The organism is Bradyrhizobium sp. USDA 4501 (assembly GCF_054062115.1).
Genome location: NZ_JBSSEX010000001.1, coordinates 1,556,298 through 1,580,231, shown reverse-complemented (window position 1 = coordinate 1,580,231; position 23,934 = coordinate 1,556,298). Strand labels below are relative to the sequence as shown.

Genomic DNA, 23,934 nt, shown 5'->3' with positions numbered 1-23,934 from the left:
TCGGGGTTGCGGGCCGGTTAAAGCTATTGACGAGGCGTGATTTCGGCCTAGAGCAAGCCTGCCGTTTTCTTCTGTCAGGCCAGCATTCCATGACACTTGCTTCCGTCACGCCCCAGGACATCCGCGCAACGCTGCTGCTGCGTCGGGAGATCGCGTTGCTCGACGTCAGGCATGAGGCGGAATTCGCCACCGGCCATCCGCTGTTTGCCGCCAACATGGCGGCCGGCCGGATCGCGCTCGAAGCCGAGCTGCGATTGCCGCGCAAGGACGTGCCGATCGTTCTTTATGACAATGGCGAGGGGCTGGTCGCTGCCGCCGTGGAGCAGTTGATGGCGCTGGGCTACGGCAATGTCGCCGCGCTCGCCGGCGGCTTAGGAGGCTGGAAGGCGGCCGGTTACGAGGTGTTTGAGGATGTCAATTCCTACGCCAAGGCGTTCGGCGAACTGGTCGAGTCGCGCAGGCACACGCCGTCGCTGAGTGCTGACGAGGTCGCCGCGTTGATTTCGGACAAGGCCAACATCGCGATCCTCGATGTCCGTCGCTTCGACGAATATGCCACCATGAACATCCCGGGCTCGGTCAGCGTGCCCGGCGCCGAGCTGTTGCTGCGGGCCGGCGGCGCGGCGCCGGATCCCGACACCACCATCATCGTCAACTGCGCCGGCCGCACCCGCTCGATCATCGGCACGCAGTCGCTGATCAATGCCGGACTGCCCAACAAGGTGCGGGCGCTGCGCAACGGCACGATCGGCTGGACGCTGGCGAAGCACGATCTCGAGCACGGCGCCGGCAAGCGCGGCGGCATTGCTCCGTTCGAGGGCGCAGGCGACAATGCGCGCGACGTCGCCTATCGCGCCGGCGTCCGTCACATCGGGATCGATGAACTCGCTGCGCTGGACGAGGACGCACACCGTACGCTGTATCGCTTCGATGTGCGCGATGCCGAGGAATACACGACCGGTCACCTTGCCGGCTTCCGCCACTATGCCGGCGGCCAGCTGGTGCAGGAAATCGACATGGCCGCGCCCGTGCGCGGCGCGCGCATCGTGCTGAGCGACGACAAAAACATCCGCGCCGACATGACGGCGTCCTGGCTCGCGCAGATGGGCTGGGAGGTCTATGTGCTCGACGGCGGCTATGACGGCCGGCTCGAAGTCGGCCCGCCGCGCATCGTGCCGCGGCCCGATCCCGCGCACTGCTACCGGCGACCCTATGAGGGCACCGGCGTCGCGGAGCAGGCGATGCAGGCCTATCTCGATTGGGAGTACGGCCTCGTCGAGCAGCTGCGCCGCGACGGCACGCACGGGTTCTATGTGATCTAGCGGATGACGTGGTGACGGCGGGGCGACCGCATCGGTGCCGAGACGCAGGGGCGCACTGCCAAAATATCGAAAACAACCCCATGCAAAGGAGCCGGTGGCTGCCGGCGGACACGGCAACTGTCCGTAGCGGGTGAAGATGTCGTGTTTTTGTAGCTCGTGATCTGTCGCCTTCGTGTCTGATTTGCAGGGGAGCCGGAAGGCGGGGACGGCTTTCCCTGATTGATCATGCCACGGCTGTTGTGGCGGTTTTAGCCCTGTGGGTGAGTTTCTTTGTTCGACTTGAAGCCCGTTTCTCCGTCCCGACCCGCGCTTTCTCGACGGCGGCGCGCGCAGGAGCGGTCAAGGACGCGCGCTTGCGCGCCCGCCAGGGCTTGTCCTTGACGGCTCCGAGCACGCCGCCAGGCTGAAGCGCGTCGGGGCTGATCTGCTGTCCGTCAGGCGCAAACCTCGCCAATCGATGCGGTCCAAGGAACACGCTGACGGTGCCATCGGGATACTCATGGAGCCGCACCAAGGCCTTGACGAAGTGAGGTCTGAGCCGGCTCTGCGGCAACTGCAGCCGCCGACCGTTCCATGCAACGGTATTGTCGTTGGCGACGGTTCGCTCCTCGATCACGCACAGCGCCTCGCGCCAGGCCTCATGCCGGTCGGCCACGAATGCCGTGCCTTCCTGTTCGGGCTTGATCGCAAACGCGGCGTTGTGCCCGGGGATGTAATGCGCCTTCAGCCACGCGTTGGCAGCCTCAACCGTCGTGATCCCGGCAAGCCGCAGCTCCTTCGGCAGCCGGTCTTGCAAGGTGCCGAACACCCGCTCGGAGCGCCCGCGCGCCTGCGGCGAATAGGCTGCGATATGCTCGATCCCAAGATGCGACAAAGCCCGTCCCACCTGGGTTTGTTGCGTCTTCGAGACCTTCTCGCCAGCTTTTGGGGTCAGGAAATAATGGCTGCCGCGGTCGGTGTAGAGCGCGCAGAACAGGCCATGCTCGCCAATCACTTCGCGCAAGGCCTGGAAGGTCGAGGCCGTTCCTTCTTCCTCGACCAGCACCATCGAGTAGATCTCGCTGGTCGCATCGTCCATCGTGACGATCAGGTCCCTCGCGGGCAGGCCTTCGATCCAAACGTGGCGCGATCCGTCCTGGTGCAGCAGCATGCCCCGAAGCGGCCGCCGCGGCCGCTTCTTGCGGTGCGCCGAACGCTTCGGAGCCTTCCGCACCAGCCCCGCCGCGTGCAGCGCCAGCTTCGTCACCGTATAGCCCAGCACATAGTCGTGCCGCTTTTGCATCTGCTCGTGGAAGTGCTTCACCGTGAAGTCCGCGTACTTGTCCCGGTACAGCGCAAGCATCCGTTCCAGCTCCTCCTCCGGCGCCCGCCGTGGCGAACGACGCCCCAGCCGGCGGTCGACAAGCCCGTCGTCGCCCTCCGCCTCATAGCGCTCCGCCCAGCGTTGAAACGTCCGAACACTGATCCCAAGAACCTCCGAAGCTGCCTCCTGCGTCAGTTCCTTCGCCTCCGTCCGATCCAGCAAATCTGAAAACCGCATCCGTCGTACACCCTCGTGAATGGATGCCGTGCCCATCGTGCCCCCCTTGTTCCGGAGCACCGAAAACACGACACTTCACGAGCTACAAACAGGCGACAGATCACGAGCTACTGACACCGGCGGACACGGCAACTTGACTCGTCGGGCAAATCAGTGGTACTTTTCCATTATTCAGAAATCGTGCCGGCATGGTCGTCCCTGCTAAAGCAGGGACCCATAACCACAAATGCCAATTGCTGGGCGATGCTGGAACGACGAATTCCTTCAACAAGGTCCGCCGCGGAGTATGGGTCCCTGCTCCCGTGCGCAATTGCGCACTAGGCAGGGACGACGTGTTGGAGGGAGCCGCGGGCTCTCATCTCTCCGGTGCCATACCCGCACAGGCATCCAGTACGGCGCGGCCTTTAAGCACGAACGCCGTGAGGAGTCGGATCGCATCTATCAATGCGACCCGACCTAACAGGGAGCTTCGCTCGTCTCGACCCCGCAAGCCGGGGAGATACACCGAGTTTGCTGCGAAGCGTAACCCAGCCCGTCGCTACTTCGGCAGCGCCACCGGCGTCAGCTTGAACGGACCGGGGTCCTTGCCCTTGTTGTCGCCGATCACGTAGGACAGCTTGCCCTCGGCGACCCAGCCGACATCGCCGACCTGCGTCACCGAGACCGGCTCGGCGAGGCCATCCTTGATGGTGTCGATGGTAGCCTCGCTGCCCTTCACCGTGACCTTGTCGAGCTTGCCGTTGCCCTCGATCAGCAGGAAGCCGCCGCCATGCGCCCGCAACGCGTCGGCGTGGTCGAGCGGCCGCGACGGCTTCAGCTCGGTCACGGCGCCGGCGTTGCCGTCCTTCATCTCGATCTTGAACAGTTTTGCCGGAATGAAGGTCGTGACGTAAAGATTGCCGTCGGCGCCGATCGCGATGCCGTCGAGCCCGACGCCGTCCTTGGCGGGCGCGAGCTGCGGATCGGTCGCGAACGTCGCCAGCGCCGTGCCGCCCGCCTTCAGGCTGTAGACGAACGGCGCAAAGGAATCGCTCACATAGGCGGTGCCGTCGGCACCGACCACGATGTCGTTGCAGAACGATTTCGGATCGCTCAAGGCAAAGCTGCCCTTCGGCGCGCCGCTCTTGAGATCGAAGGTCTTCAGCCAGGCGCCCTTGGTGTCGCTCGGCCCCGCCACGCCCATAGCGCTGATGTCGTTGGAGCAAACATAGAGCGTGCCGCTCTTCTCGTCGGCGAGCACGCCCAGCGTCGAGCGGCTGTCGGCGGCGCCCGGCTTGACCAGCTGCTCGGCCTTGCCGCCCGAGATCTTCGTCACGCCGCCATGGTTGAAGCTGCCGACGTAGAGCGTCCCGTCGGAAGTCGAGGTCACGCTCTCCGGAAAACTCTTGTCGGGAACGCCGACCGCAGCTGTTTCGGCGCGCACTGCGCCGGCCGCACCGAGCGCAAGGATGATGGCCGCTAGCGATGCGCGGCGGATCTTGAGCAGTTCTCCCGTTGCGCGCGGACGTCCCGCGGCGCCATTGTTTTTTATCATGATCGCGTTTCCTCGATGAACCTGGTTGGACCAGGCAGGATTTTCTTGGCGATCGTCTCCGGTCGATGGTTGTTGTCTGCAGGGTTCCCGACCGGATTGTTCACCCGCCTGCCTTGTCGTCACGATATATACGATAGTATATAGCGTGAGGGAAGCAGCGGAGAGGAAGCTGCGACGGCTGGAGAGCGCGTCATGGAACGGGAATTGGCGTCGCACCACCAATGCGTGTGTCGCGGTGGCATCATCGATGGGATCGTCGACGACGATGCGATCGGCCTCGATGCACGGGTCGGCCTGTTTACGGACGGGTGTGCGTTCGTCTGCGACGAATGCACCGCGAGCCTGATCGCGGCCGCAGCACGGCGCAGGCAGGAACCGGTTCGGCGCAAGTCGTAAGGCGGGAAGGTTTCCGCGTCATTGCGAGGAGCGTAAGCGACGAAACAATCCATCTATCCCCATGCGGAGACATGGATTGCTTCGCTGCGCTCGCAATGACGGTGGGAACTCAATCCGGGCTGAACGCGTCGTAGACCAGCTTGCGGAACGCGGGCGTAATGCGCTGGCGCTCGTTCTGGGTCTGCTCGAGCATGATGTAGATCATGTCGAGCTTCGGATCGACGCCGAAATAGGTGCCGCTGCCGCTGTCCCATTTCAACTCGCCGATCGAGCCGGGCGGTGGTGGCTTGGCAATGCCGGGATCGGTGCGCACGGCGATGCCGTAGCCATAGCCGAAGCCGTCGCCGGGAAAGTACCAGTAGTCGCGGCCGACACCGGAGCCCGGCCCGATATGGTCCGTCGTCATGGTCTTGAAGGCTGCGGGGTTGAGATAGCGCTTGCCGTCCAGCTCGCCGCCGTTGAGCAGCATCTGCGCGAAGTGCGCATAATCGAGGATGGTCGATACCAGGCCGCCGCCGCCGGATTCCCATTCCGGATGCGCGCGCCGGTCGTTCTCGCCCTCGATCAGGATGGTGTCCGAGGGCAGCGGCTCGGCGAGCCTTGTCCGTTCGGTCTCCGCATCGAGCACGTATCTGGTGTCGTTCATCTTCAGGGGATCGAACAGGCGCTCCTTCTCGAACTGATAGAGCGTCTTGCCCGAGACGATCTCGATCACCCGGCCGAGCACGTCGGTGGAATGGCCGTAGCGCCACAGCGTGCCGGGCTGTCGCGACAGCGGCAGCTTGGCCAGCCGCGCCACGAATTCCTCGTTGTCGAACTTGCCGTCGAACAGATGTCCTGCGCGGTAGATCTTCTGGATCCAGTCGGCACCGATATATTCGTAGGTGATGCCCGAAGTGTGCCGCATGACATCTTCAATGGTCACCGGCCGGATCGGCGGCACCAGCTCAACCTTGGCCGGATCGTTTCCACCGTCCGGTTCGATGGCGACCTTCACGTCGGCGAAGGCCGGGATGTATTTCGACAGCGGATCCTGCGGCGACAACTTGCCCTCGTCGACCAGCATCATCGCGGCGGTGTTGGTGATCGGCTTGGTCATCGAATGCAGCGCGAACATCGTGTCGGGCCGCATCGGCGACTTGGTCGTGACGTCGCGATAGCCGAAGGTCTTCAGGTAGACCGGCTTGCCGTGCTGCTGGATCAGGATGACTGCGCCCGGAATTTTTCCTGTCGCAACCTCGTTGTCAAAGAATGCGGTGATGCGTTCGAGTTTTTCCGGCACCGGGGCAGGGGCATCGGAGGCGCGCGCCGCGCCTGATATGACAACTGCAAGACAACCGATCGCGGTCACTGCTCCGCGAAGCGACAGCACAGCACGGTGGACTGCCCGATCATACCCGCACGACATTGAAAAGCCTGCCCCTGCCTGATGCCCTGAGCGCAGAGTTTTAGCGGCGCGCGCTCCCGCGCACCATAATCATTTTGGGGCGAGTTTATTCCCGGCGATCGCCGGAATTATACGATTTGGGTAGCGCCGACGGGCGTGCGCACCGCATTCGACAACACCTGCAGCGCCTGGCTCAGTTCGGCGCGGTTGCGTGCCGCACCCAGCGACACGCGCAGGCCGCGCGGCGCGGCATCGCCTGCCGCAAAGGCGTCTTCGCCGACCACGGCGAGACCGTTGCGCATCAGATGCGACAGCAGGTCGGTGCCGTCGAAATGTTTCGGCAGCGGCATCCAGAGATGGTGGCTCGCCGGCCGCGCCGCATAGCTGACGCCTTTGAGGAAGCGGGCCGCGAGCTGTTGGCGCGCCGCGGCCTCGTTGCGGATGGCGCGGATGATGTCGGCGGCGACGCCGGAACGCAGCCATTGCGTGACCAGCGCGACCATCAGCGATGGCGGCATCTGCATGGTGGCCTGCATGCCGGCGCGCATGCGCTGCTCGGCGGCGGCATCGGGCGCCAGGAGATAGGCGACGCGCAGGGCCGGCGCGATGCATTTTGCGATGCTCGCGGCGTAGTAGGTGCGCTCCGGAATGAGCGTAGCGATCGGCGCCATCTGCGGTTCGAGCGGCCCGTAGACGTCGTCTTCGATCAGGACGCAGCCGCGCTTGCTGATGATATCGGCGACCGCCTTGCGTCTGATCGCGCTCATCGTCGCCGTGGTCGGGTTTTGCTGCGTCGGCACCAGATAGACCGCCTTCGGCTTGTGCTTGCGGCAGGCCTCGTCGAGCGCGTCGGGCCGTGCGCCCTCGGCGTCCATCGCGACACCGACCAGGCGGACGTCGAGCCGCGCCGCCGCGGCCTTGATGCCGGGAAAGGTCAACGCCTCCGTCACCACGACATCGCCCGGCGATGTCAGCGCCAACAGCGTGTTGAAGATGATCGCCTGCGAACCCGGATAGATCACGATGCGGTCGGCCGAGGCCTGCGGCACGCGCGGCGCGAGCCATGCGGCGCCGGCCTCGCGCTCCGCAGTGGTGCCGCCCGGACGCGTGTAACCGAGATAGGCGGAGAACCCGGCTTCGGAGCGGATGGTCGCAAGTCCCTGCGCGATGCGCAGGTCGAGATTGGCCTCGACCGGCTGCGGCGGCAGGTTCATCGACAGGTCGATGTTGACGGGCGCGGGCAGGTCGGACGCGGCGCGCGCGGTGGTCTCCGAGACGAACGTACCCTGGCCGACACGGGCGTCGAGCAGTCCGCGCCGCCGCGCCTCGCCATAGGCGCGAGTCACCGTGGTCAGATCGATATCGAGCGCTGACGCCAGCGCGCGATGGGTCGGCAGCCGCTGGCCGCGCACCAGCCGGCCGCTCGCGATGTCGGCGGCCAGCGCATCGACGATGCGCAGAAACATCGGGCCGTGCCATTCCGAAACTGTAGGGATCCAATCCATGCAATTCGACGCTTTGTCTTTGATTGTAGGTGCTCGAATGCATATTGTATGGATCATCCAGATCAGGTCAAGGACGACGGCGAAAGGAAAACGACGATGACCGAGACGGTTTCCCTGCCAAAGGCGATGTGGCGCGGCTTCACCATGAAGTGCCCGAACTGCGGGCGTGGCCATCTGTTCGGCCGTTTCCTCAAGGTCGCCGATCACTGTGAAGTCTGCAGCGAGGACTTCACCCCGCAGCGCGCGGACGATTTCCCGGCCTATCTCGTGATCGTCGTGGTCGGCCACGTCGTGGTGCCGGCGCTGCTGTGGCTCGAGATGAACTACGCGCCGCCGGCTTGGCTGCAACTGGCGATCTGGCTGCCCTTCACGCTGTTCAGCGCGCTGGCGCTGCTGCAGCCGACCAAGGGCGCGATCGTGGGCCTGCAGTGGCAGCTGGGGATGGAGGGATTTGCGGCGACCCGACGGCATGCGGTGGCGCCCGCCCGGGCGCAAAGCAGCGTCGGACGGACTCGCGAAGCCTGACGCGATCTCAGAATCGTAGCCCGGATGAGCGAAGCGATATCCGGGAGCAGTGGTCCCGCATATCGCTGTGCTCATGCGGGCTACAGTGATGCAACCAGTCAGATTTGTAGCCCGGATGGAGCCAACGGGTCGCGCGAACGCGCGCCCGATGACAGGCTCCGCGTAATCCGGGGTTCGTGCCGCAGGTAACAGCGTCCCGGATTGCGCTGCGCTGCATCCGGGCTACGAAGATCAAATCGGATGATGATGCGGCCGGAACATCCGGCCCTTCTCCGTCACCAAGACGACGGCGAGCGCGGCCAGCGTGCAGAGAAAGAAGCCGGTCGCGAACGGCGCCAGCGTGCCGTCGTAATCCTGGCCGATCGTGGTGCCGACGCCGATCCCGAGCAGCGTCGTGATCGTGCCGTACAGCGAGGAGGCGGTGCCGGCGATCTTGCCCTGCGGCTCCATCGCGAGCGCGGTGAAATTCGCCATCATCAGCCCGAACGCGAACATCATCAGGCCCGACAGCACCATGAACAGCGGCAGCGACAGCGTGTCGGTCTTCACCGCCAGCAGCAGGGCGCCTGCGACGACGGCAAAGCCGGTCAGCGCGGCGTGCGAGATCACGCGCATTCCGATGCGGCCGACGATACGCGAATTGAGGAAGCCGGCGATCGCGACGCCGACCGCGCAGGCCGCAAAGGCGACCGGGAAGTAATGCCCGAGCTTGAAGATCTCGGTGAAGATCTGCTGCGAGGAGAACACGAAGGCAAACAGCGAGCCCTGCACGCCGCCGGCGGCGAGCGCGTAGCCGAGCGTCTGGCGATTGGTGACGGTCTGGCGAAACGCGGACAGCACTTCCGGGATCGCCAGCGACTTGCGCAATTCCAGCGGCAGCGTCTCCGGCATCCGCATCGCGCTCCAGGCCAGCGCGATCACGCCGTAGATCATCAGCAGCACGAAGATGCCGCGCCAGTGCGTCAGCAGCATCACCGCCTGGCCGAATGACGGAGCGATCACCGGCACCGCGATGAACACCATCATCGCCAGCGACATCACGCTCGCCATCCGCCGTCCGGCGTAGCAGTCGCGCACGATCGAGGTCGCGATCACGCGGGTCGCCGCGGTGCCGAGCCCTTGCAGCGCGCGCGCCAGCAGCAGCGTCTCAAACGAGGGCGCCATGATCGCGAGCAGGCCGGCGATGGTGTAGACGGTCATGCCGCCGAGCAGCACCGGGCGGCGGCCGAAGCGGTCCGACAGCGGGCCCATCACGAACTGGCCGACGCCGAAGCCGACCAGGAAGATCGACAGCACCATCTGCGGGCGGTTGGCGTCGGCGATCTGGAACGCGGAGCGGATGTTCGGCAGCGCCGGCAGCATCATGTCCATCGCCAGCGGGTTCAGCGCCATGATCGAGGCGATGACGACGACGAATTCCGGAAAGCCCATCGGGCGGTGGCCTGAGGAAACCCAGGCATCGGCATTGATGTCAGACACTTAGCAACCTCTTGGGAATCCTCGCATCGTAGCGATCTTGCTGCGATGCACAATCGGCGTTTCGGGATAGCTGCCCGCCGATCGCGGTCGAGGTAGCGGGGTCGGGAACCGGGGCCAAAAGCACAATTCGCCGAATATCGTTGCGGCTGCAACTATTTTGCTCGTGTGGTGCGGAAACCTCTGCTAATCCCGGGCCCAGCATCCGTGCGGGGCAGGCGCATCGCCGCCAACCACGCCCGCGCGGCCAAGAACAGGTTCAAGAACGGGTTTTGGGGGAGGCGACATGTCCATCGAACTGTCCGCGCGCTCGCGCGGCGCTGAACTGTCGGATGAGGAGCGCAAGGTCCTCACTGCAACGCTCGTCGGCACCACCATCGAGTGGTACGACTTCTTCGTCTACGCCCAGGCGGCGGGCCTGGTGTTCGGCGCGCTGTTCTTCGCGCCGATGAACGCGAACAATCCGCTGCTGGCGCAGATCGTCTCGTTCGCGACGCTCGGCCTCTCATTCCTGTTCCGCCCGTTAGGCGCCATCGTCTGCGGCCATCTCGGCGACCGCTTCGGGCGCAAGAACATGCTGGTCGTCACGCTGCTGTTGATGGGGGCGGCGACCGCGCTGGTCGGCCTGCTGCCGACCTACGCGCAGATCGGTGCCTGGGCGCCGGCACTCCTTATTCTCCTGCGCATCCTGCAAGGCTTCTCGGCCGGCGGCGAGTGGGGCGGCGCGGCGCTGATGGCGGTGGAATCGGCGCCCGTCGACAAGCGCAGCTTCTTCGGCTCGTTCCCGCAGATCGGCACGCCGCTCGGCATGATCCTGGCGACGGGCGTGCTGTGGGTGCTCACCGCGACGCTTGGCAAGCAGGCGATGATCGAATGGGGTTGGCGGATTCCGTTCCTGCTGTCGATCGTGCTGATCGTCGTCGGCATCGTGATCCGCCGCACGGTCGAAGAGTCTCCGGTGTTCCAGGCGATGCAGCGGCGGCACAAGGAATCCTCTGCACCGCTGCGCGAGCTGATGCGCAATCACAGCAAGGAGATCCTGCGCACCGCGTTGATCTTCATGGCCAACAATGCAGCCGGCTACATCCTGATCGCGTTCATCATCAGCTACGGCGCCAACACGCTGAAGGTGCCGTCGGAGCAGCTGCTGCTGATCGGCACGCTCGCGGCGGTGAGCTGGTTCATCTTCACGCTGCTCGGCGGTATCCTCGGCGACAAAATGGGCCGCGTGCGCTGCTTCCAGATCGGCTACACCCTGATGGTGCTGTGGGCGGTGCCGATGTGGTTCCTGATCGACAGCAAGAACCTCTTGCTGTTCTTCGTCAGCGCGGTCGGGCTCACCATCGCGCTCGGCCTGTCCTATGGCCCGCAGGCGGCGCTCTATGCCGAGCTGTTTCCGGCCAAGGTGCGCTATTCCGGCGTCTCGATCGGCTATGCGCTCGGCGCCATCTTCGGCGGCGCCTTCGCGCCGATGATCGCGCAATGGATCATCGGCACCTACGGCCAGTCCTGGCGCGTCGGCGTCTACATCGCGGTGCTGTCGCTGATCTCGCTCATCACGGTGTCGACGATTAGGGATCCGCAAGGCGTCGATCTGAACGTGCACGACGCGGGGGCGTGAGCCGCGACCTTGTGTCATTGCGAGGAGCTCGCGACAAAACTGCGAAGCAATTTTGCGCTGAAGCGACGAAGCAATCCATCGATCCGCGTATGCGGTGAAATGGATTGCTTCGCGGAGCCTGTCATCCGGCGGCGCTTCGCGCCGACCGGGTGGCTCGCAATGACGGAGATCAAACCCCCAGCATCGCCTTTAGCTTCAGCACCGCGCTATCAGGCGTCGTCAGCACCTCGCGGCCGGTGACTTCGGCGACGCGCTCGGCCGCCGGCGCCATGCTGTACTGCGCGAGCGCGATCAGGTCGCAGTTGCGCAGCTCCTTGGACGCCTCGACGACGATGCGGTCATGCTCGGCGCGGTCGCCGCGGTCGAGCGCTGCCAGCGCGCCATCGGCAAGTTTCGGCACCAGCGTGACCTGTGGCGGAAATTCCGGCGGCATCGACACCAGCGTCGGCGGGAAGGTCGAGAGCAGGCCGATCCGCTTGCCCTTCGCCACCGCCTGCTCGATCATCGCCTCGTTCGGCTTCAGCACCGGCATCGGCGCGTGCGCGCGCGCCACCGCCTCGATGCACGGCCCGAACGCCGAGCAGGTGAACAGGATGCCATTGGCGCCGGTGCTTGCCGCATAGCGGCCCATGGTCAGAAATCGCCCGGTCATGCGCTCGGTGAGCTTGCCGTCGCGCGCGAGGTCCGCCGACAGGCTATCGTCGAGCAGGTTCATCAGCCGCGCCTCCGGCCAATGCCGTGCGAACGATGCTTCGATCGGCACGATCGAGTGTTTCAGGGCGTGAATCAGGGTGATGCGCATCGATGTTTCTTGCTCTCCCTCTCCCCGCTCTTTCGCGGGGAGAGGGTTGGGGTGAGGGGCTCTATCGTCGTAACAGGTGAGAGGAGGGTATGCGGAGGCGCCCCCTCACCCGGATTGCTTCGCAATCCGACCTCTCCCCGCAGGCGCAGGGGTGTCCGGGGAAATTCAGGCATAGCGGAGCTCCATCTGGTCAGGTGAGATGGTTGATTTCCGACGGCTGGGGTTGATGGGCGGAGGTTTGTCGATGGCAGCGAGGGATCGACGCGTGAGCAGGAGCTGGCCGACCAGTTCGGCGAACCTGAGCGGGAGCATTTTGATGCAGTTGGTGTGAGCGGCGATGCGCAGCAGCAGGTAGGCAATCATCGCAGCGAGCACCTGAAGGCGGATCGCGTTGTCGTTGGCGCCGAGGAACTTGCGAATATCGAGATGCTGCTTGATCCAGCGGAACAGCAGCTCGATTTGCCATCGGCTCTTGTAGAGGGCGGCGATCTCGACGGCGCTACGGGCAAGGTCGTTGGTCAGGAGTGTGATCTTGCCGCCTTTCTCGCGTCTGATCTTGATGCGGCGGAGCGGGATTGGAAGGCGCGAATCGCCCTTGCTGGTGAGCTTCACCTCGTCATCGGCAAGGATTTCGAAGCCATCCCCGTTACGCTTGCGGATGGCGCGATGCCTGAGCGAGCGAAGACGGATGCTCGTCTTCGCCCGGGTAACGAAGAAAGCCTTGCTATCATTGATCTTCTGCCACCAGTCGAAACGGCAATAGCCCTTGTCAAACACATAGGTGGTGGCGGGCTGGATTGGGGTCTGTCGGCCGATCTCGATGTCATTGACGTTCGCGGCCGTCATCTCGACGCAGGTCGGGACATCGCTCCTTGGGTCGTAGACGACATGCAGCTTCATGCCGCGGATGCGGCCGTTCCACGTCGCCCAACTGCAGACCTTGCCGAGCGGGATCGGACTGGCGTCGATCAGACGCACCATCTCCATGCCTTCACTCCGCAGCTGGCGACGCGCCATCGCCGACAGCGCCGCAAAGGTTTGCGCGAAAATGCCGATCGGACGGCGGGCATTGGCATCGGACAACGTCGAGCGCGACAGCTTGCCGGTTCCCAAGTGATAGTGATGCTGCGAATTGGCGTTGAAGCCAGTCACCACCCCGCGCAGACTGCTGTTGCCGCTAAGCTGGGCATAGATCAGCGCCACCAGATGATCCCAGCTCCTGAACGACTTGTCGTAGGCATCCCCGTCCAGACGATCCACAACCGTCTGAAACTGCCGTCGATTGATCGGTTCAAGCAGCCTTCCAAAAATGCTACCGCGATATCGCATGCTCGGCCCTCTGTGTCTCGACAACCAGAAAAGACCGATTTGCCTCGGTCCTGCCGAGCATGCACCGCGACACAGTGAATCATTCCCCGGACACCCCTGCCGCAGGCGGGGCGAGGTAACTTCGGTCACTTGAACGGAATCGCGTACATCAACCCGCCCTTGCTCCAGGTGGCGTTGAGGCCGCGCTCGAGCTTCAAGGGGCTGGCCTTGCCGACATTGCGCTCGAAGATCTCGCCGTAATTGCCGCCGGCCTTGATCGCGGCGAGCAGCCATTTGTTGTCGAGGCCGAGGCGCGAGCCGAGATCGCCCGACGCGCCGAGCAGGCGCTGGATCGCCGGGACCTGCGACTTCGCCATCTCGTCGGCATTGGCCTGGGTGACGCCGAGCTCTTCGGCCTCGATCAGGCCGTAATGCAGCCAGGTGATGATGTCGCTCCAGACCTCGTCGCCGTTGCGGGTGAACGGACCGAGCGGCTCCTTGCTGATGGTCTGCGGCAGCACGACGTAGTCATCGGCCTTCGGGGCTGCGGTCGCGACCGCGCCGGCGAGCGCGGAAGCATCCTGGGTCATGGCATCGCAGCGGCCGCCGAAGAAGGTCTGGTACATGGTGTCGACGCGGTCGAACACCAGCGGCTTCCAGTCGATGCCGTTGGCGCGGCCGTAGTCGCCGAGCGTCACTTCATGCGTGGTGCCCTGGGCGACGCACACGGTGGCGCCCTTGAGCTCCTTCAGCTCCTTCACGCCGAGGTCCTTCTTCACGACAAAGCCCTGGCCGTCGTAGAAATTGACCGGTCCCTGCCGCAGCCCAAGCGTGGTGCCGCGCAGAAAGGTCTGCGTCGAGTTGCGGTAGAGCACGTCGATCTCGCCTGACTGCAGCGCGGTGAAGCGGTTCTGCGCGGTCAGCGCGACGTAGCGCACCTTGGCGGGATCGCCGAGCACGCCGGCGGCAAGCGCGCGGCAATAGTCGACGTCGAGACCCTTGAAGTTGCCTTGCGAGTCCGGCGCCGAGAATCCGGCAAAGCCGGTCGAGACACCGCACACCAGCGTGCCGCGCTGCTTGACGGTGTCGAGCGTCGCGGCGCTTGCGCCCGCGATGCCCGCGGCGAGAACGGTTAGAGTGATGATACCCCTCAGCATGTTTTCCTCCTCCTCCTAACGTTTGAGCATGATCCCTGCGCGAACGCTTCGCGTTTGTCGCGGGAAAACCGGTGCCCGTTTTTCCGGATCATGCTCCGTGACCGATATCCTTCAGCGCGCTGTCCACCGCGGCGCCTAGTCGTTCGACAATCATGTCGATGTCGCCGGACGTTGCGATATAGGGCGGGGCGAGCAGCACATGATCGCCGCGCTGGCCGTCGGCGGTGCCGCCCGACGGATAGCAGCCGAGCCCGCCGGCGAAGGCCGCGGACTTGATCCGCTGATGCAGCTTCAGCTTGGGATCGAACGGCTGCCGCGTGGCACGGTCGGCGACCAACTCGAGCCCCCAGAACAGGCCGCGGCCCCTGATGTCGCCGACATGGCGATGATTGCCGAACCGTTCGGTGAGCCGCTGCTCGAGCTGGCGGCCGCGCTCCTTGACCTGGTCGAGCAGCTTCTCCTCAGCGATCACCTTCTGCACCTCGAGCGCGGCGGCGCAGGCGAGCGGATGCGCCAGATAGGTGTGGCCGTGCTGGAACGCGCCGGAGCCGTTGCGCACGGTGTCGACGATGGTGCCGCTGGCAAGCATCGCGCCGATCGGCTGATAACCGCCGCCGAGGCCCTTGGCGATCGCCTGGATGTCGGGCGAGATGCCTTCCTGCTCCCAGGCATGCAGCGTGCCGGTGCGGCCCATGCCGCACATCACCTCGTCGAGGATCAACAGGGCGCCGTGGCGGTTGCAGATCTCGCGCACCGCCTTGAAGTAACCCTCCGGCGCAGGCACGCAGCCGGCGGTGGCGCCGACCACGGGCTCGGCGATGAACGCCGCGACCGTATCGGGGCCGAGCCGCTGGAATTCGGCTTCGAGCTCGGCGGCAAGGCGCGCTACGAACGCCGCCTCCGATTCGTAGTCGCGCTTCTCGTGATAGGCGAAGGCCGGCGTGACATGGCTGAACGAGGGCGACAGCAGCGGCGCGTAGGGCTCGCGGCGCCAGGCATTGCCGCCGGCCGACAGCGCGCCGAGCGTATTGCCGTGATAGCTCTGGCGGCGCGCGATGAAGCGCGCACGCTTCCGCTCGCCGCGCTCGATGAAATATTGCCGCGCCAGCTTGATCGAGGCCTCGATCGCCTCCGACCCGCCGCTGACGAAATAGACATAGCCGAGGCCGCCGGGCTCGTGGCCGACCAGCCGCTCGGCGAGCTCTTCCGCGGGCTCGGAGGAGAAGAAGCCGGTATGGGCATAGGCGATCTTCGAAGCCTGCTTGGCGATCGCGGCCAGGATGCGCGGATGCTGATGGCCGAGGCAGGACACCGCGGCGCCGCCGGAGGAATCCAGAATCCGGTGGCCATCCTCCGCGATCAGCCAGACGCCGTCGCCGCCGACCGCTTTCGGCGGGGTCTCGCGCAGGCTGCGATGCATCACGCGGCTCTTGTTGGCTGCCATGACAGTCATCCTTTCTCGACGAAATATTGCGACATCTCGGCAAGCCGGCCCTCGGTCTCCTCCAGCTTGCGTTTTGCGCTCGCGCCGCCCAGCGTGAAAGCGACGGCCGCCAGCGACTGGGCGACTGCGATCGCGCCGGTCAGGCTCGGGAAGAAGCCGGGGGAGGAGGCGGCCTCGAACAGCAGCAGATGATCGGCGCCTTCGGCCATCGGAGCTGTGATGGTGTCGGCGATCGCGATCAGCGCAGCACGCGCCTGATGCGCCGCGCGCGCCGTCTCGACGCTGACCAGGGTGTAGGGCGCAAAGCCGATCACGACCACGGCGTCGCCTGAGCGGAAGGCGCCGTGGTCGAGATCGAACGGGCCGGAGCCGCCGACCAATTGCACGGCATCGGGGCGGAACAGGCGAAGCTGATAGGTCAGCAGTTCCGCGACGCTGCGGCAGCTGCGAAACCCCGATATCCAGATCCTGTCAGCGGAGTGCAGCGCACGCGCGGCTTCCGCGATCGCGCTCGCTGAAATCCGCGCAAGGCCCGCGGCCTCGGCCTCCAATTTGTCGTGCACCAGTTTGACATCGGCATTCGGCCCGGCGCGGCGGCTCCTGGCGCGGCCGGAGAACGGCGAGCCCTGCGCCGGCCGGCGCGCCTCGGTGAGTGCGGCGCGCAATTCGTCCCAGCCGGAATAGCCGAGCGCCTTGGCAAGACGGGTGAATGAGGCAGGATCGGCGCCGGCGACGGAAGCGAGCTCGCGCATCGAGCGGGTGGTGGCGTCGTAATCATTGGCGGCGACGAACCGGCCGACCTCCTGCAAGCGCATCGGCAGCGACGGCAGTGCGCTGCACAATTCGTTCAGGGGCGATGGTTTCGGCTGGGCCTGGGCCATGAAACATATGTTGCACAAATATTAAATTGGTGCAACATATGACGCGCGCAGGATTTGAGGTTGACGCGTCTTCTTCACGCGAACCGGGTATCCATCCCGGATCAAGTCCGGGACAGGCTTCGCTCGAAAACGCTCTTGCGCATGGCAGAAGATCGCTTCTCACTGGGGTCCTTGTGCTGTGACGACATCGACGCCGAAACGCCCTCCCGCCCGGCCCTGGCGGCTTTCGCTCAGCGATCCCCGCGTCGCGGGCCTGTTCTGGCAGATCCTGGTGGTCGCCATCGCAGTCGCCGTCGTCGCCTGGCTGTGGTCCAACGCGGTCCATAACCTCTCGGTGCGGCGCATCTCGACCGGCTTTGCCTTCCTCGGCCGTGAAGCCGGCATGCCGATCGCCGACAGCTGGATCGACTACACGCCGAAGAACACCTATCTGCGCGCGTTCATCGTCGGCGTCGTCAACACGCTGCGCGTCGCGGTCATCGGCATCGTGCTGGCGACCGTGATCGGCACGCTGGTCGGTATCGCGCGGCTGTCGTCGAACTGGCTGCTGGCGCGGCTCGCCGCCGTCTATGTCGAGGTGCTGCGCGACCTGCCGCTGCTGTTGCAACTCCTGTTCTGGTACGTGCTGATGCAGGGCCTGCCGGCGGCGCGCCAGGCGTGGAAGCCGGTCGACGGGGTCTATCTGTCCAACCGCGGCCTGGTGCTGCCGTCGGTGCCGCTGCATGAGGCCAATGGCTGGACGCTCGTTGCGCTGGTCGCCGGCGTGATCGTCTTCCTCATCGTCAGGCGCCGCCTGATCGCGCAGCAGATGCTCGATGGCAAGGCGCGGCCGGTCTGGCCCTACGCGCTCGGCCTCATCATCGCGCTGCCGGCGCTGGTGTCGTGGCTTCTGGGCGCAAGCTGGAGCGTCATGCTGCCCGAGCTGCGCGGCTTCAACTTCGTCGGCGGGCTGACCCTGGCGCCGGAATATTTCGCGCTGCTGATCGCGCTCGTCACGTATACTTCGGCGTTCATCGCCGAGATCGTGCGCAGCGGCATCCAGGCGGTGCCGCGCGGCCAGTCGGACGCCGCCAAGGCGCTCGGGCTGAAGCGCAGCTTCGTGCTGCAACACATCGTGCTGCCGCAGGCGCTGCGCGTCATCATCCCGCCGATGACCAGCCAGTATCTGAACCTGACCAAGAATTCGTCGCTCGCGGTCGCGGTCGGCTACCAGGACATCGTCTCGATCGCCAACACCACGCTGAACCAGACCGGACAGGCGATCGAGTCGATCGCGCTGATCATGATGGTGTTCCTCACCATCAGCCTCGGCATCAGCCTGTTCATGAACTGGTACAACGCGCGGATCGCGCTGGTGGAGCGCTGACATGAGCTCGGTCGCACATCTCCCGCAGGATCCGCTGCCGATCGGCCGGCGTCGCGCGCAGCGCACGCTCGGTGGCCAGATCGTGGCCTGGCTGCGCGCCAACCTGTTCGCGTCCGTGACGTCGAGCATCATGACGCTGCTGCTGCTGTTCGTGCTCGGCAAGGCGTGCATCGGCCTCTGGCAATGGGGCATCGCCAACGCGGTCTGGATCGTCTCGGGCAACGACACCAGCGCCTGCCGCGCGCTGCGCGGCGTCGGTGCCTGCTGGGCGGTGATCCCCGAGAAGTACCGCTTCATCCTGTTCGGCACCTATCCGTTCAGCGAGCAGTGGCGGCCGGCGCTCGCGGTCGTGATCTTCATTGCGCTGTTCGTGGTCTCGAGCCGCCGCAGCTTCTGGCGCAAGGAGCTGTTCCTGCTGTGGGCTGCGGCCTTGATCGCGATCGGGTGCCTGATGTGGGGCGGCTTTCTCGGCATGTCCTTTGTCACGCAGGACCGCTGGGGCGGGCTGCCGGTGACGCTGATCCTGGCGACTTTCGGATTGGCGTTCGGTTTCCCGCTCGGAATCCTGGTCGCGCTCGGCCGCCGCTCCAAGCTACCGGCGATCCGCTCGCTCTGCGTGCTCTATGTCGAGCTGATCCGCGGCGTGCCGCTGATCAGCCTGTTGTTCATGGCGAGCGTCATGTTTCCGCTGTTCATGCCCGACGGCGTCAACATCGACAAACTGCTGCGCGCCCAGATCGCCTTCATCCTCTATGCCGGCGCCTACCTTGCGGAAGTGGTGCGCGGCGGTCTGCAGGCGGTGCCGCGCGGACAATATGAGGCGGCCGACGCGCTCGGGCTGTCCTACTGGGAGAAGAACGCGCTGATCGTGCTGCCGCAGGCGATCCGCCACGTCATCCCGCCGCTGGTCAACACCTTCATCGCCTTCTTCAAGGACACCAGCCTGGTCCTGATCATCGGCATCTTCGATCTCTTGACCACCGCCAAGACCGCGATCGTCGATCCGGCCTGGCAGGCCTTCAGCGTCGAGGTCTATGTGTTCGTCGGCGTGATCTACTTCGTGTTCTGCTTTGCGATGTCGCGCTACAGCCGCGGCCTCGAGGCGCAGCGCGCGCACGGCTGAGCGGTCCGGATTCTCCGTCGCTTGCCTCCCTCACATGCTGCATCCTTCGATGCCGGCCTGTTCGCATCCGCGGCCGTCTGCTTTGATTTCTGGAGCGGCCTGTTCTGGCTTTAACGATGCGGCAACCAAGACTTGGCCGATGGTTGGCGCAAAGGCGCGGCTGGCACAGAGTGCACTAGGCGATGTTCCGCCCGTAACTTATCTTGAGCGCCATTGGATTCGCGAGCGCGCGCGATGACAGAAATCATTGTTCGCGCGGGCATCGTTCGATCTGGACTGAACGCAAATGCTGCCGTTGATTTGTTGATTTGGTTCGGCCCTGACAGGGCGTTACTTTGATTTTTGCCGTACGCCAATGGCCGAAGACAACGCCTCCTATCCCGAGAGTACCCGAAACCAGGTCCACGATGCCCTGCAAGGGTTTTCGACCGATGAGCTTCGCCAACTCCTGGCGGAGATCGAGCAACTCCTGAATGTTGAAGCCAAGCCTCGCCGACCGAGACTGCGACTGGCGGGAGGCACATACGTGAACGAGTATACCGCGCGCGCAAACATCGACCACTATCTGGATCTGCTGAAGCGCCCGGACGTTCCAACCAACACGAGATCGATGCTCAACAGGCGGCTGCTTGAGGAAGAAGACAAGCTCGGCCGCCGACGCGAGCAACTGGAGTTTGCCGAAAGCAGGGCCGCGGCCTGCCGGGATCGCGCAGATCGCCAGCGGCGTCTGGCGGAATCGTTTGCCCCTGGTTCGGTTGACCGGGAGCAGGCCGAAAGGCTGCTGGTCAATTTCGAGGCGCTCGCGCAGTTCGTGGAGGGCTTTTGTCGCCAGATGCGCCACACCGTGAACCATAGTCCGCTTTAAGCGAGACGCCGCCTCGGTTCCGCGGGCTCCTCGTCATCACCATCGTCCAGCGTCCGGTCGCCCTTTGACCGCGTAGGCGCTTTGCCTCGGGGCGATGCCAAGCGACCTGGGGGTACGCTGTTCGTCGGCGTGATCTACTTCGTGTTCTGCTTTGCGATGTCGCGTTACAGCCGCGGCCTCGAGGCGCAGCGCCTGTCGAATTGAGGAGGCGTGATCATTCTTGGCAACAGCGCGGAAAGTCCCTGCCGCACCCGAATTGCTCGCGCTGCTGTTTCCAAGCCGTAAAGCCCAGCCTCAAATGGCAGTCCTCGTAGAAATACGCTGAATTCGCCTGCCGTCCGCCAAACCGGCGCAGTTTCGGTCCCGGCACTGTCCACGGCAGCGGACGACCACTGGCCTCCCGGCGCGCCACCAACTCGTCGTAGTATTGGACGTCGGACGGCTGAATTGAGGGCTGCAATTCATTGCGCAGATAATGTCCGCGTTGCCAGTGTCGGCCACGCGCTTCATGAGATGCCATTTGCGCCGATAGCCGGAACTGAGTTGCGCCGGCTCCTCGTTGGCGAGCCCCAATGCCGCGATGAAAAAGTATTGCGCGGCCGTGCCGAGGTCGCAGTTCGGCTGCTCGAAGATCCATTCGATCACGCTATCCCGATCGTCGCTGTTGTGATCCCAGCTGTCGACGATGACGTGCCAGGTGTCGGGCGTCTGATCCTTGATCCAGAGCAGGAAGTCGTCGGGCTCGGTACTCAGCGCCGCATGCGGACACGGCCAATATTGCGACTTGAGTTCTTCGTCCGGCGCAGCCGCTTTTTTTCTGGCCTCTTCCTGCTGTTGCGCCACGGCCTGCATGGCGTGAACGGCATGCCGACGCTGCCGCATCCGCTTTGCCGTCGCGGCGTCCAGCGGTCGCAAGAGGTAATCGACGTGAGCCTCGCTCTCGGGCTCGGGAGGCAGGAAGTAGACGGAAAGCGCTGCATCCAGGCGGACGATCGCGGCCGCAGGCAGCAACTGTATGGTGTCGCAGTACGACCCGATGGTCGTGTCGCGCATCCCGATGCGCGCAGCGCGCGCTTCCAGCTCGACATCCGCGAGGAAGTAGTCCCACGACAGCCCCTCGAATGGCCGGGTCGCAAGGCCTTGAAACGTAATGCGGCTCTGGATGGCGCTTCGGTGGAGCGCAAGGTTTTCGTCGGACAGTCCCACGCCGCCACCGGATTGAGCCTGATCTCGAACTTCGTCGCCTGTCATGCCGGCCTCATTGGAATTTGCCGTGGCATTCTAGGCATCAGATGTTGATCGATCCCGAGTCCGCAGCGTCGATTTCTGCGTTTCTGGAACGGGACTATTGACCGATGTAGCCCGGGCGGCCGGCGGAAACGTCTTGCCATACCGTGCCCGACCTATTTATGATTATAAAATGGATAAATCGGCTCTCCCGTCCCTCGACCCTTCGCGCCGCGCCTCGATCAAGCGCAAGCGCTCGGACGCCGTCGCCGACCTGATCCGCAGCCACATCTTCCAGGCCGGCTTGCAGCCGAGCGACCGGCTGCCGCAGGAGGGCGAGCTGATCGAGATGTTCGGCTGCAGCCGCTCGACCATCCGCGAGGCGCTCAAGTCCCTGGAGGTGCAGGGGCTGGTGCAGAACACCACCGGACCCGGCGGCGGCGCGCGGGTGGCGCCGGTGTCGATCAACCGGATCGTCGGCCTGCTCAGCAACTACTTCTACTTCCAGTCGGTCTCTACCGCGCAAATCTACCAGATCCGCCGGCTGATCGAGCCGGAGCTCGCCTTCAGCGTGGTCGGCCACCTCACGGCGGAGCATTTCGCCGCACTGGAAAAGGCGATCGCGGCCCAGGAGCATCATCCCCGTGGCGATGCCGATTGGGAACATCATCGCCACGCCGAGATCGATTTCCACGACATCCTGATCGAGGCCTGTCCCAACCCGCTGCTCGGCCTGATGTGCCGGTTCGTCAACGAAGCCATCAGGCATCTGATCGGCAAGCTCGGCGTGCAGGAATTCGCATCCAGCTTCACCTGCGAGAATATCGAGTTTCACAAGCGTCTGCTGGCCGCGTTCCGCTCCGGCAATGCCGCGCGCGCCCGGCGCGTGATGCTCGATCATGTGCTGAGCGCCGAAGCGGTGGTCGTTCCCGCGGAAGACCGGCGCATCGATCTGCCCGTCTTTCATCAGCCGTTGCGGCTCGATTGAACCGCATCGGCCGACTGCTGCATCACGCCCTGGAGAAAACGACAATGGACACGCGGCGCGAGAATGAGTTGTGGAGCTGGTCGGCCGTCGATCTGGCGCGTGCGATCGCGACGCGCGCGATTTCCAGCCGGGAAGCCGTGCGATCCAGCCTCGATCGCATCGCCGAGGTCAATCCGGCATTGAACGCCATTGTCGCTGTGCTCGGCGACGAAGCGCTGGTTGCCGCGGACGCGGCGGATGCCGCGGTGAAGTCTGGCGCGGAGCTCGGCGCGCTGCATGGCGTTCCGGTCACGATCAAGGTCAATGTCGACCAGCGCGGCTGCGCCACCACCAATGGCGTCGTGGCCTTCCGCGAGGTGATCGCCACCGAGGACAGCCCGGTGGTCGCGAATCTTCGCAAGGCGGGCGCCGTCATTGTCGGGCGCACCAACACGCCGGCCTTTTCGCACCGCTGGTTCACCAACAACGATCTGCACGGCGCGACCTACAATCCGTGGAGCCGTCGGCTGACGCCGGGCGGCTCCAGCGGCGGCGCCGCATCGGCCGTCGCCTCCGGGATGGGCGCGATCGCGCATGGCAATGATTTCGGCGGCTCGATCCGCTATCCGGCTTACGCCTGCGGCGTCGCCGGCCTGCGTCCGACGCCGGGGCGGATTCCGGCGTTCAATCCGTCGGCAACCAGCGATCGTCCGATCACCGCGCAGATGATGTCGGTGCAGGGGCCACTGGCCCGCTCGGTCGCCGATCTCGGGCTCGGCCTTGCCGCGATGGCCCAGGCGGACGCGCGCGACGGCACATGGCTGCCGGTGCCCCTGCAAGGTGCGCCGCTCAAGCGTCCGATCGGTGTCGCGGTCGCGCCCGCGCCGTTCGGCGACGAGGCGCCGGAGGTGAGCGCGGCGGTGCGCGCTGCCGGGCGCTGGCTCGCGGAGGCCGGCTTTGCCGTGGAGGAGACCGTGCCGCCGCGGCTCGCGGAGGCGGCCGATCTCTGGCATCGCCTCGTCATCAATGAGGAGCGGCGCGTGCTGGCGCCGATGATCCGCAAGTTCGGCGACGATCGGAGCCGCTACAATCTCGAGTGCCATATCGCCTACGCGCCCGAGCTCGACGGCGATCAGGTGCTCGCCTGCTTCGAGCAGCGGCTGGCGATCGTGCGGGCCTGGCAGCTGTTCCAGGAGCGCTATCCCGTCATCATCCTGCCGGTCTCGGCGCAACTGCCGTTCCGTTTCGATCAGGATCAGGAAGACGCGGCGGTGGTCCGCGCGCTGCTCGACGCGCAGCGGCCGCTGCTTGCGGTGCCCGCGCTCGGCTTTCCGTCGGTCGTCGTACCGACCGGGACCGCCGAGGGCGTGCCGGTCGGCGTGCAGGTGATCGCCGGCCGCTTCCGGGAAGACGTCTGTCTCGCAGTGGCCGAGCTGATCGAGGCGCGTGCATCAAAGCTGACGCCGATCGACCCGCGAGACTGAACCA

General features: G+C 65.1%; 21 protein-coding genes. 10 read left to right on the top strand and 11 right to left on the bottom strand.

What is annotated here, in order from left to right; all coding sequences use genetic code 11:
- Positions 1–89 precede the first annotated feature (89 nt).
- On the top strand, positions 90–1,322 hold the full coding sequence (locus ACVWZM_RS07380) for a rhodanese-like domain-containing protein (protein ID WP_168859120.1): 1,233 nt from the start codon (positions 90–92) through the stop codon (positions 1,320–1,322).
- A gap of 223 nt (positions 1,323–1,545) precedes the next feature.
- Here the strand turns inward: ACVWZM_RS07380 and ACVWZM_RS07375 are convergent, their stop codons facing one another.
- Positions 1,546–2,862 (bottom strand): ISNCY family transposase, encoded by a 1,317-nt coding sequence (locus ACVWZM_RS07375; protein WP_456852136.1) that lies wholly within the window; start codon positions 2,860–2,862, stop codon positions 1,546–1,548.
- 538 nt (positions 2,863–3,400) lie between these two features.
- Entirely contained in the window at positions 3,401–4,396 is a 996-nt protein-coding gene (locus ACVWZM_RS07370) for an NHL repeat-containing protein (RefSeq protein WP_168859119.1), read from the bottom strand.
- Between the two features lie 192 nt (positions 4,397–4,588).
- Here ACVWZM_RS07370 and ACVWZM_RS07365 point away from each other — a divergent pair, with 192 nt between their 5' ends.
- A complete protein-coding gene (locus ACVWZM_RS07365; RefSeq protein ID WP_168859118.1) occupies positions 4,589–4,792 on the top strand; it encodes a hypothetical protein in 204 nt (67 codons plus the stop codon).
- Between the two features lie 109 nt (positions 4,793–4,901).
- Here the strand turns inward: ACVWZM_RS07365 and ACVWZM_RS07360 are convergent, their stop codons facing one another.
- Positions 4,902–6,200, bottom strand: a complete 1,299-nt coding sequence (locus ACVWZM_RS07360) for a serine hydrolase domain-containing protein (protein WP_456852308.1) — start codon at positions 6,198–6,200, stop codon at positions 4,902–4,904.
- A 107-nt stretch (positions 6,201–6,307) separates the two neighbouring features.
- Positions 6,308–7,645 (bottom strand): aminotransferase-like domain-containing protein, encoded by a 1,338-nt coding sequence (locus tag ACVWZM_RS07355; RefSeq protein ID WP_233475832.1) that lies wholly within the window; start codon positions 7,643–7,645, stop codon positions 6,308–6,310.
- Positions 7,646–7,780: 135 nt separating this feature from the next.
- Between ACVWZM_RS07355 and ACVWZM_RS07350 the strand changes: the two genes are divergently transcribed.
- On the top strand, positions 7,781–8,209 hold the full coding sequence (locus ACVWZM_RS07350; protein ID WP_233475831.1) for a DUF983 domain-containing protein: 429 nt from the start codon (positions 7,781–7,783) through the stop codon (positions 8,207–8,209).
- Positions 8,210–8,440: 231 nt separating this feature from the next.
- On the opposite strand, the gene ACVWZM_RS07345 is transcribed toward ACVWZM_RS07350, so the two are convergent.
- Complete coding sequence (locus ACVWZM_RS07345) at positions 8,441–9,640, bottom strand: multidrug effflux MFS transporter (protein ID WP_210263058.1); 1,200 nt, start codon at positions 9,638–9,640, stop codon at positions 8,441–8,443.
- Positions 9,641–9,971: 331 nt separating this feature from the next.
- Between ACVWZM_RS07345 and ACVWZM_RS07340 the strand changes: the two genes are divergently transcribed.
- Positions 9,972–11,306: an MFS transporter gene (locus ACVWZM_RS07340; protein WP_168859114.1), complete on the top strand. Its 1,335-nt coding sequence runs from the start codon at positions 9,972–9,974 to the stop codon at positions 11,304–11,306.
- Between the two features lie 169 nt (positions 11,307–11,475).
- Here ACVWZM_RS07340 and ACVWZM_RS07335 read toward each other — a convergent pair whose 3' ends face one another.
- The 5 genes from ACVWZM_RS07335 to ACVWZM_RS07315 all read right to left on the bottom strand — a co-directional run bounded on the left by ACVWZM_RS07335 (position 11,476) and on the right by ACVWZM_RS07315 (position 16,898).
- Positions 11,476–12,108, bottom strand: coding sequence for an aspartate/glutamate racemase family protein (locus tag ACVWZM_RS07335; RefSeq protein WP_168859113.1), 633 nt, complete (start codon positions 12,106–12,108; stop codon positions 11,476–11,478).
- Positions 12,109–12,273: 165 nt separating this feature from the next.
- Positions 12,274–13,437 carry an IS4 family transposase gene (locus ACVWZM_RS07330; RefSeq protein WP_057015126.1) on the bottom strand — a complete coding sequence of 388 codons (1,164 nt, stop codon included), beginning with the start codon at positions 13,435–13,437 and terminating at the stop codon, positions 12,274–12,276.
- Positions 13,438–13,562: 125 nt separating this feature from the next.
- Positions 13,563–14,573 carry an amino acid ABC transporter substrate-binding protein gene (locus tag ACVWZM_RS07325; RefSeq protein WP_168859112.1) on the bottom strand — a complete coding sequence of 337 codons (1,011 nt, stop codon included), beginning with the start codon at positions 14,571–14,573 and terminating at the stop codon, positions 13,563–13,565.
- A gap of 88 nt (positions 14,574–14,661) precedes the next feature.
- Entirely contained in the window at positions 14,662–16,017 is a 1,356-nt protein-coding gene (locus ACVWZM_RS07320; RefSeq protein ID WP_168859111.1) for an aspartate aminotransferase family protein, read from the bottom strand.
- 5 nt (positions 16,018–16,022) lie between these two features.
- On the bottom strand, positions 16,023–16,898 hold the full coding sequence (locus ACVWZM_RS07315) for a MurR/RpiR family transcriptional regulator (RefSeq protein WP_057018834.1): 876 nt from the start codon (positions 16,896–16,898) through the stop codon (positions 16,023–16,025).
- A gap of 178 nt (positions 16,899–17,076) precedes the next feature.
- Here ACVWZM_RS07315 and ACVWZM_RS07310 point away from each other — a divergent pair, with 178 nt between their 5' ends.
- From ACVWZM_RS07310 to ACVWZM_RS07295, 4 genes are all read left to right on the top strand, one after another.
- Positions 17,077–18,264, top strand: coding sequence for an amino acid ABC transporter permease (locus tag ACVWZM_RS07310; RefSeq protein WP_456852305.1), 1,188 nt, complete (start codon positions 17,077–17,079; stop codon positions 18,262–18,264).
- A gap of 1 nt (position 18,265) precedes the next feature.
- Positions 18,266–19,387, top strand: coding sequence for an amino acid ABC transporter permease (locus ACVWZM_RS07305; RefSeq protein ID WP_057018832.1), 1,122 nt, complete (start codon positions 18,266–18,268; stop codon positions 19,385–19,387).
- A 355-nt stretch (positions 19,388–19,742) separates the two neighbouring features.
- Positions 19,743–20,252 carry a hypothetical protein gene (locus ACVWZM_RS07300; protein ID WP_168857225.1) on the top strand — a complete coding sequence of 170 codons (510 nt, stop codon included), beginning with the start codon at positions 19,743–19,745 and terminating at the stop codon, positions 20,250–20,252.
- An 81-nt stretch (positions 20,253–20,333) separates the two neighbouring features.
- Positions 20,334–20,456 carry a hypothetical protein gene (locus ACVWZM_RS07295; protein WP_256520758.1) on the top strand — a complete coding sequence of 41 codons (123 nt, stop codon included), beginning with the start codon at positions 20,334–20,336 and terminating at the stop codon, positions 20,454–20,456.
- A 90-nt stretch (positions 20,457–20,546) separates the two neighbouring features.
- On the opposite strand, the gene ACVWZM_RS07290 is transcribed toward ACVWZM_RS07295, so the two are convergent.
- Positions 20,547–21,503 (bottom strand): DUF4274 domain-containing protein, encoded by a 957-nt coding sequence (locus ACVWZM_RS07290; RefSeq protein ID WP_168857224.1) that lies wholly within the window; start codon positions 21,501–21,503, stop codon positions 20,547–20,549.
- A 169-nt stretch (positions 21,504–21,672) separates the two neighbouring features.
- On the opposite strand from ACVWZM_RS07290, the gene ACVWZM_RS07285 reads away from it, so the two are divergent.
- Positions 21,673–22,467, top strand: coding sequence for a FadR/GntR family transcriptional regulator (locus ACVWZM_RS07285; protein WP_168857223.1), 795 nt, complete (start codon positions 21,673–21,675; stop codon positions 22,465–22,467).
- Positions 22,468–22,511: 44 nt separating this feature from the next.
- Positions 22,512–23,930 (top strand): amidase family protein, encoded by a 1,419-nt coding sequence (locus tag ACVWZM_RS07280; RefSeq protein WP_168857222.1) that lies wholly within the window; start codon positions 22,512–22,514, stop codon positions 23,928–23,930.
- Positions 23,931–23,934: the final 4 nt, after the last annotated feature.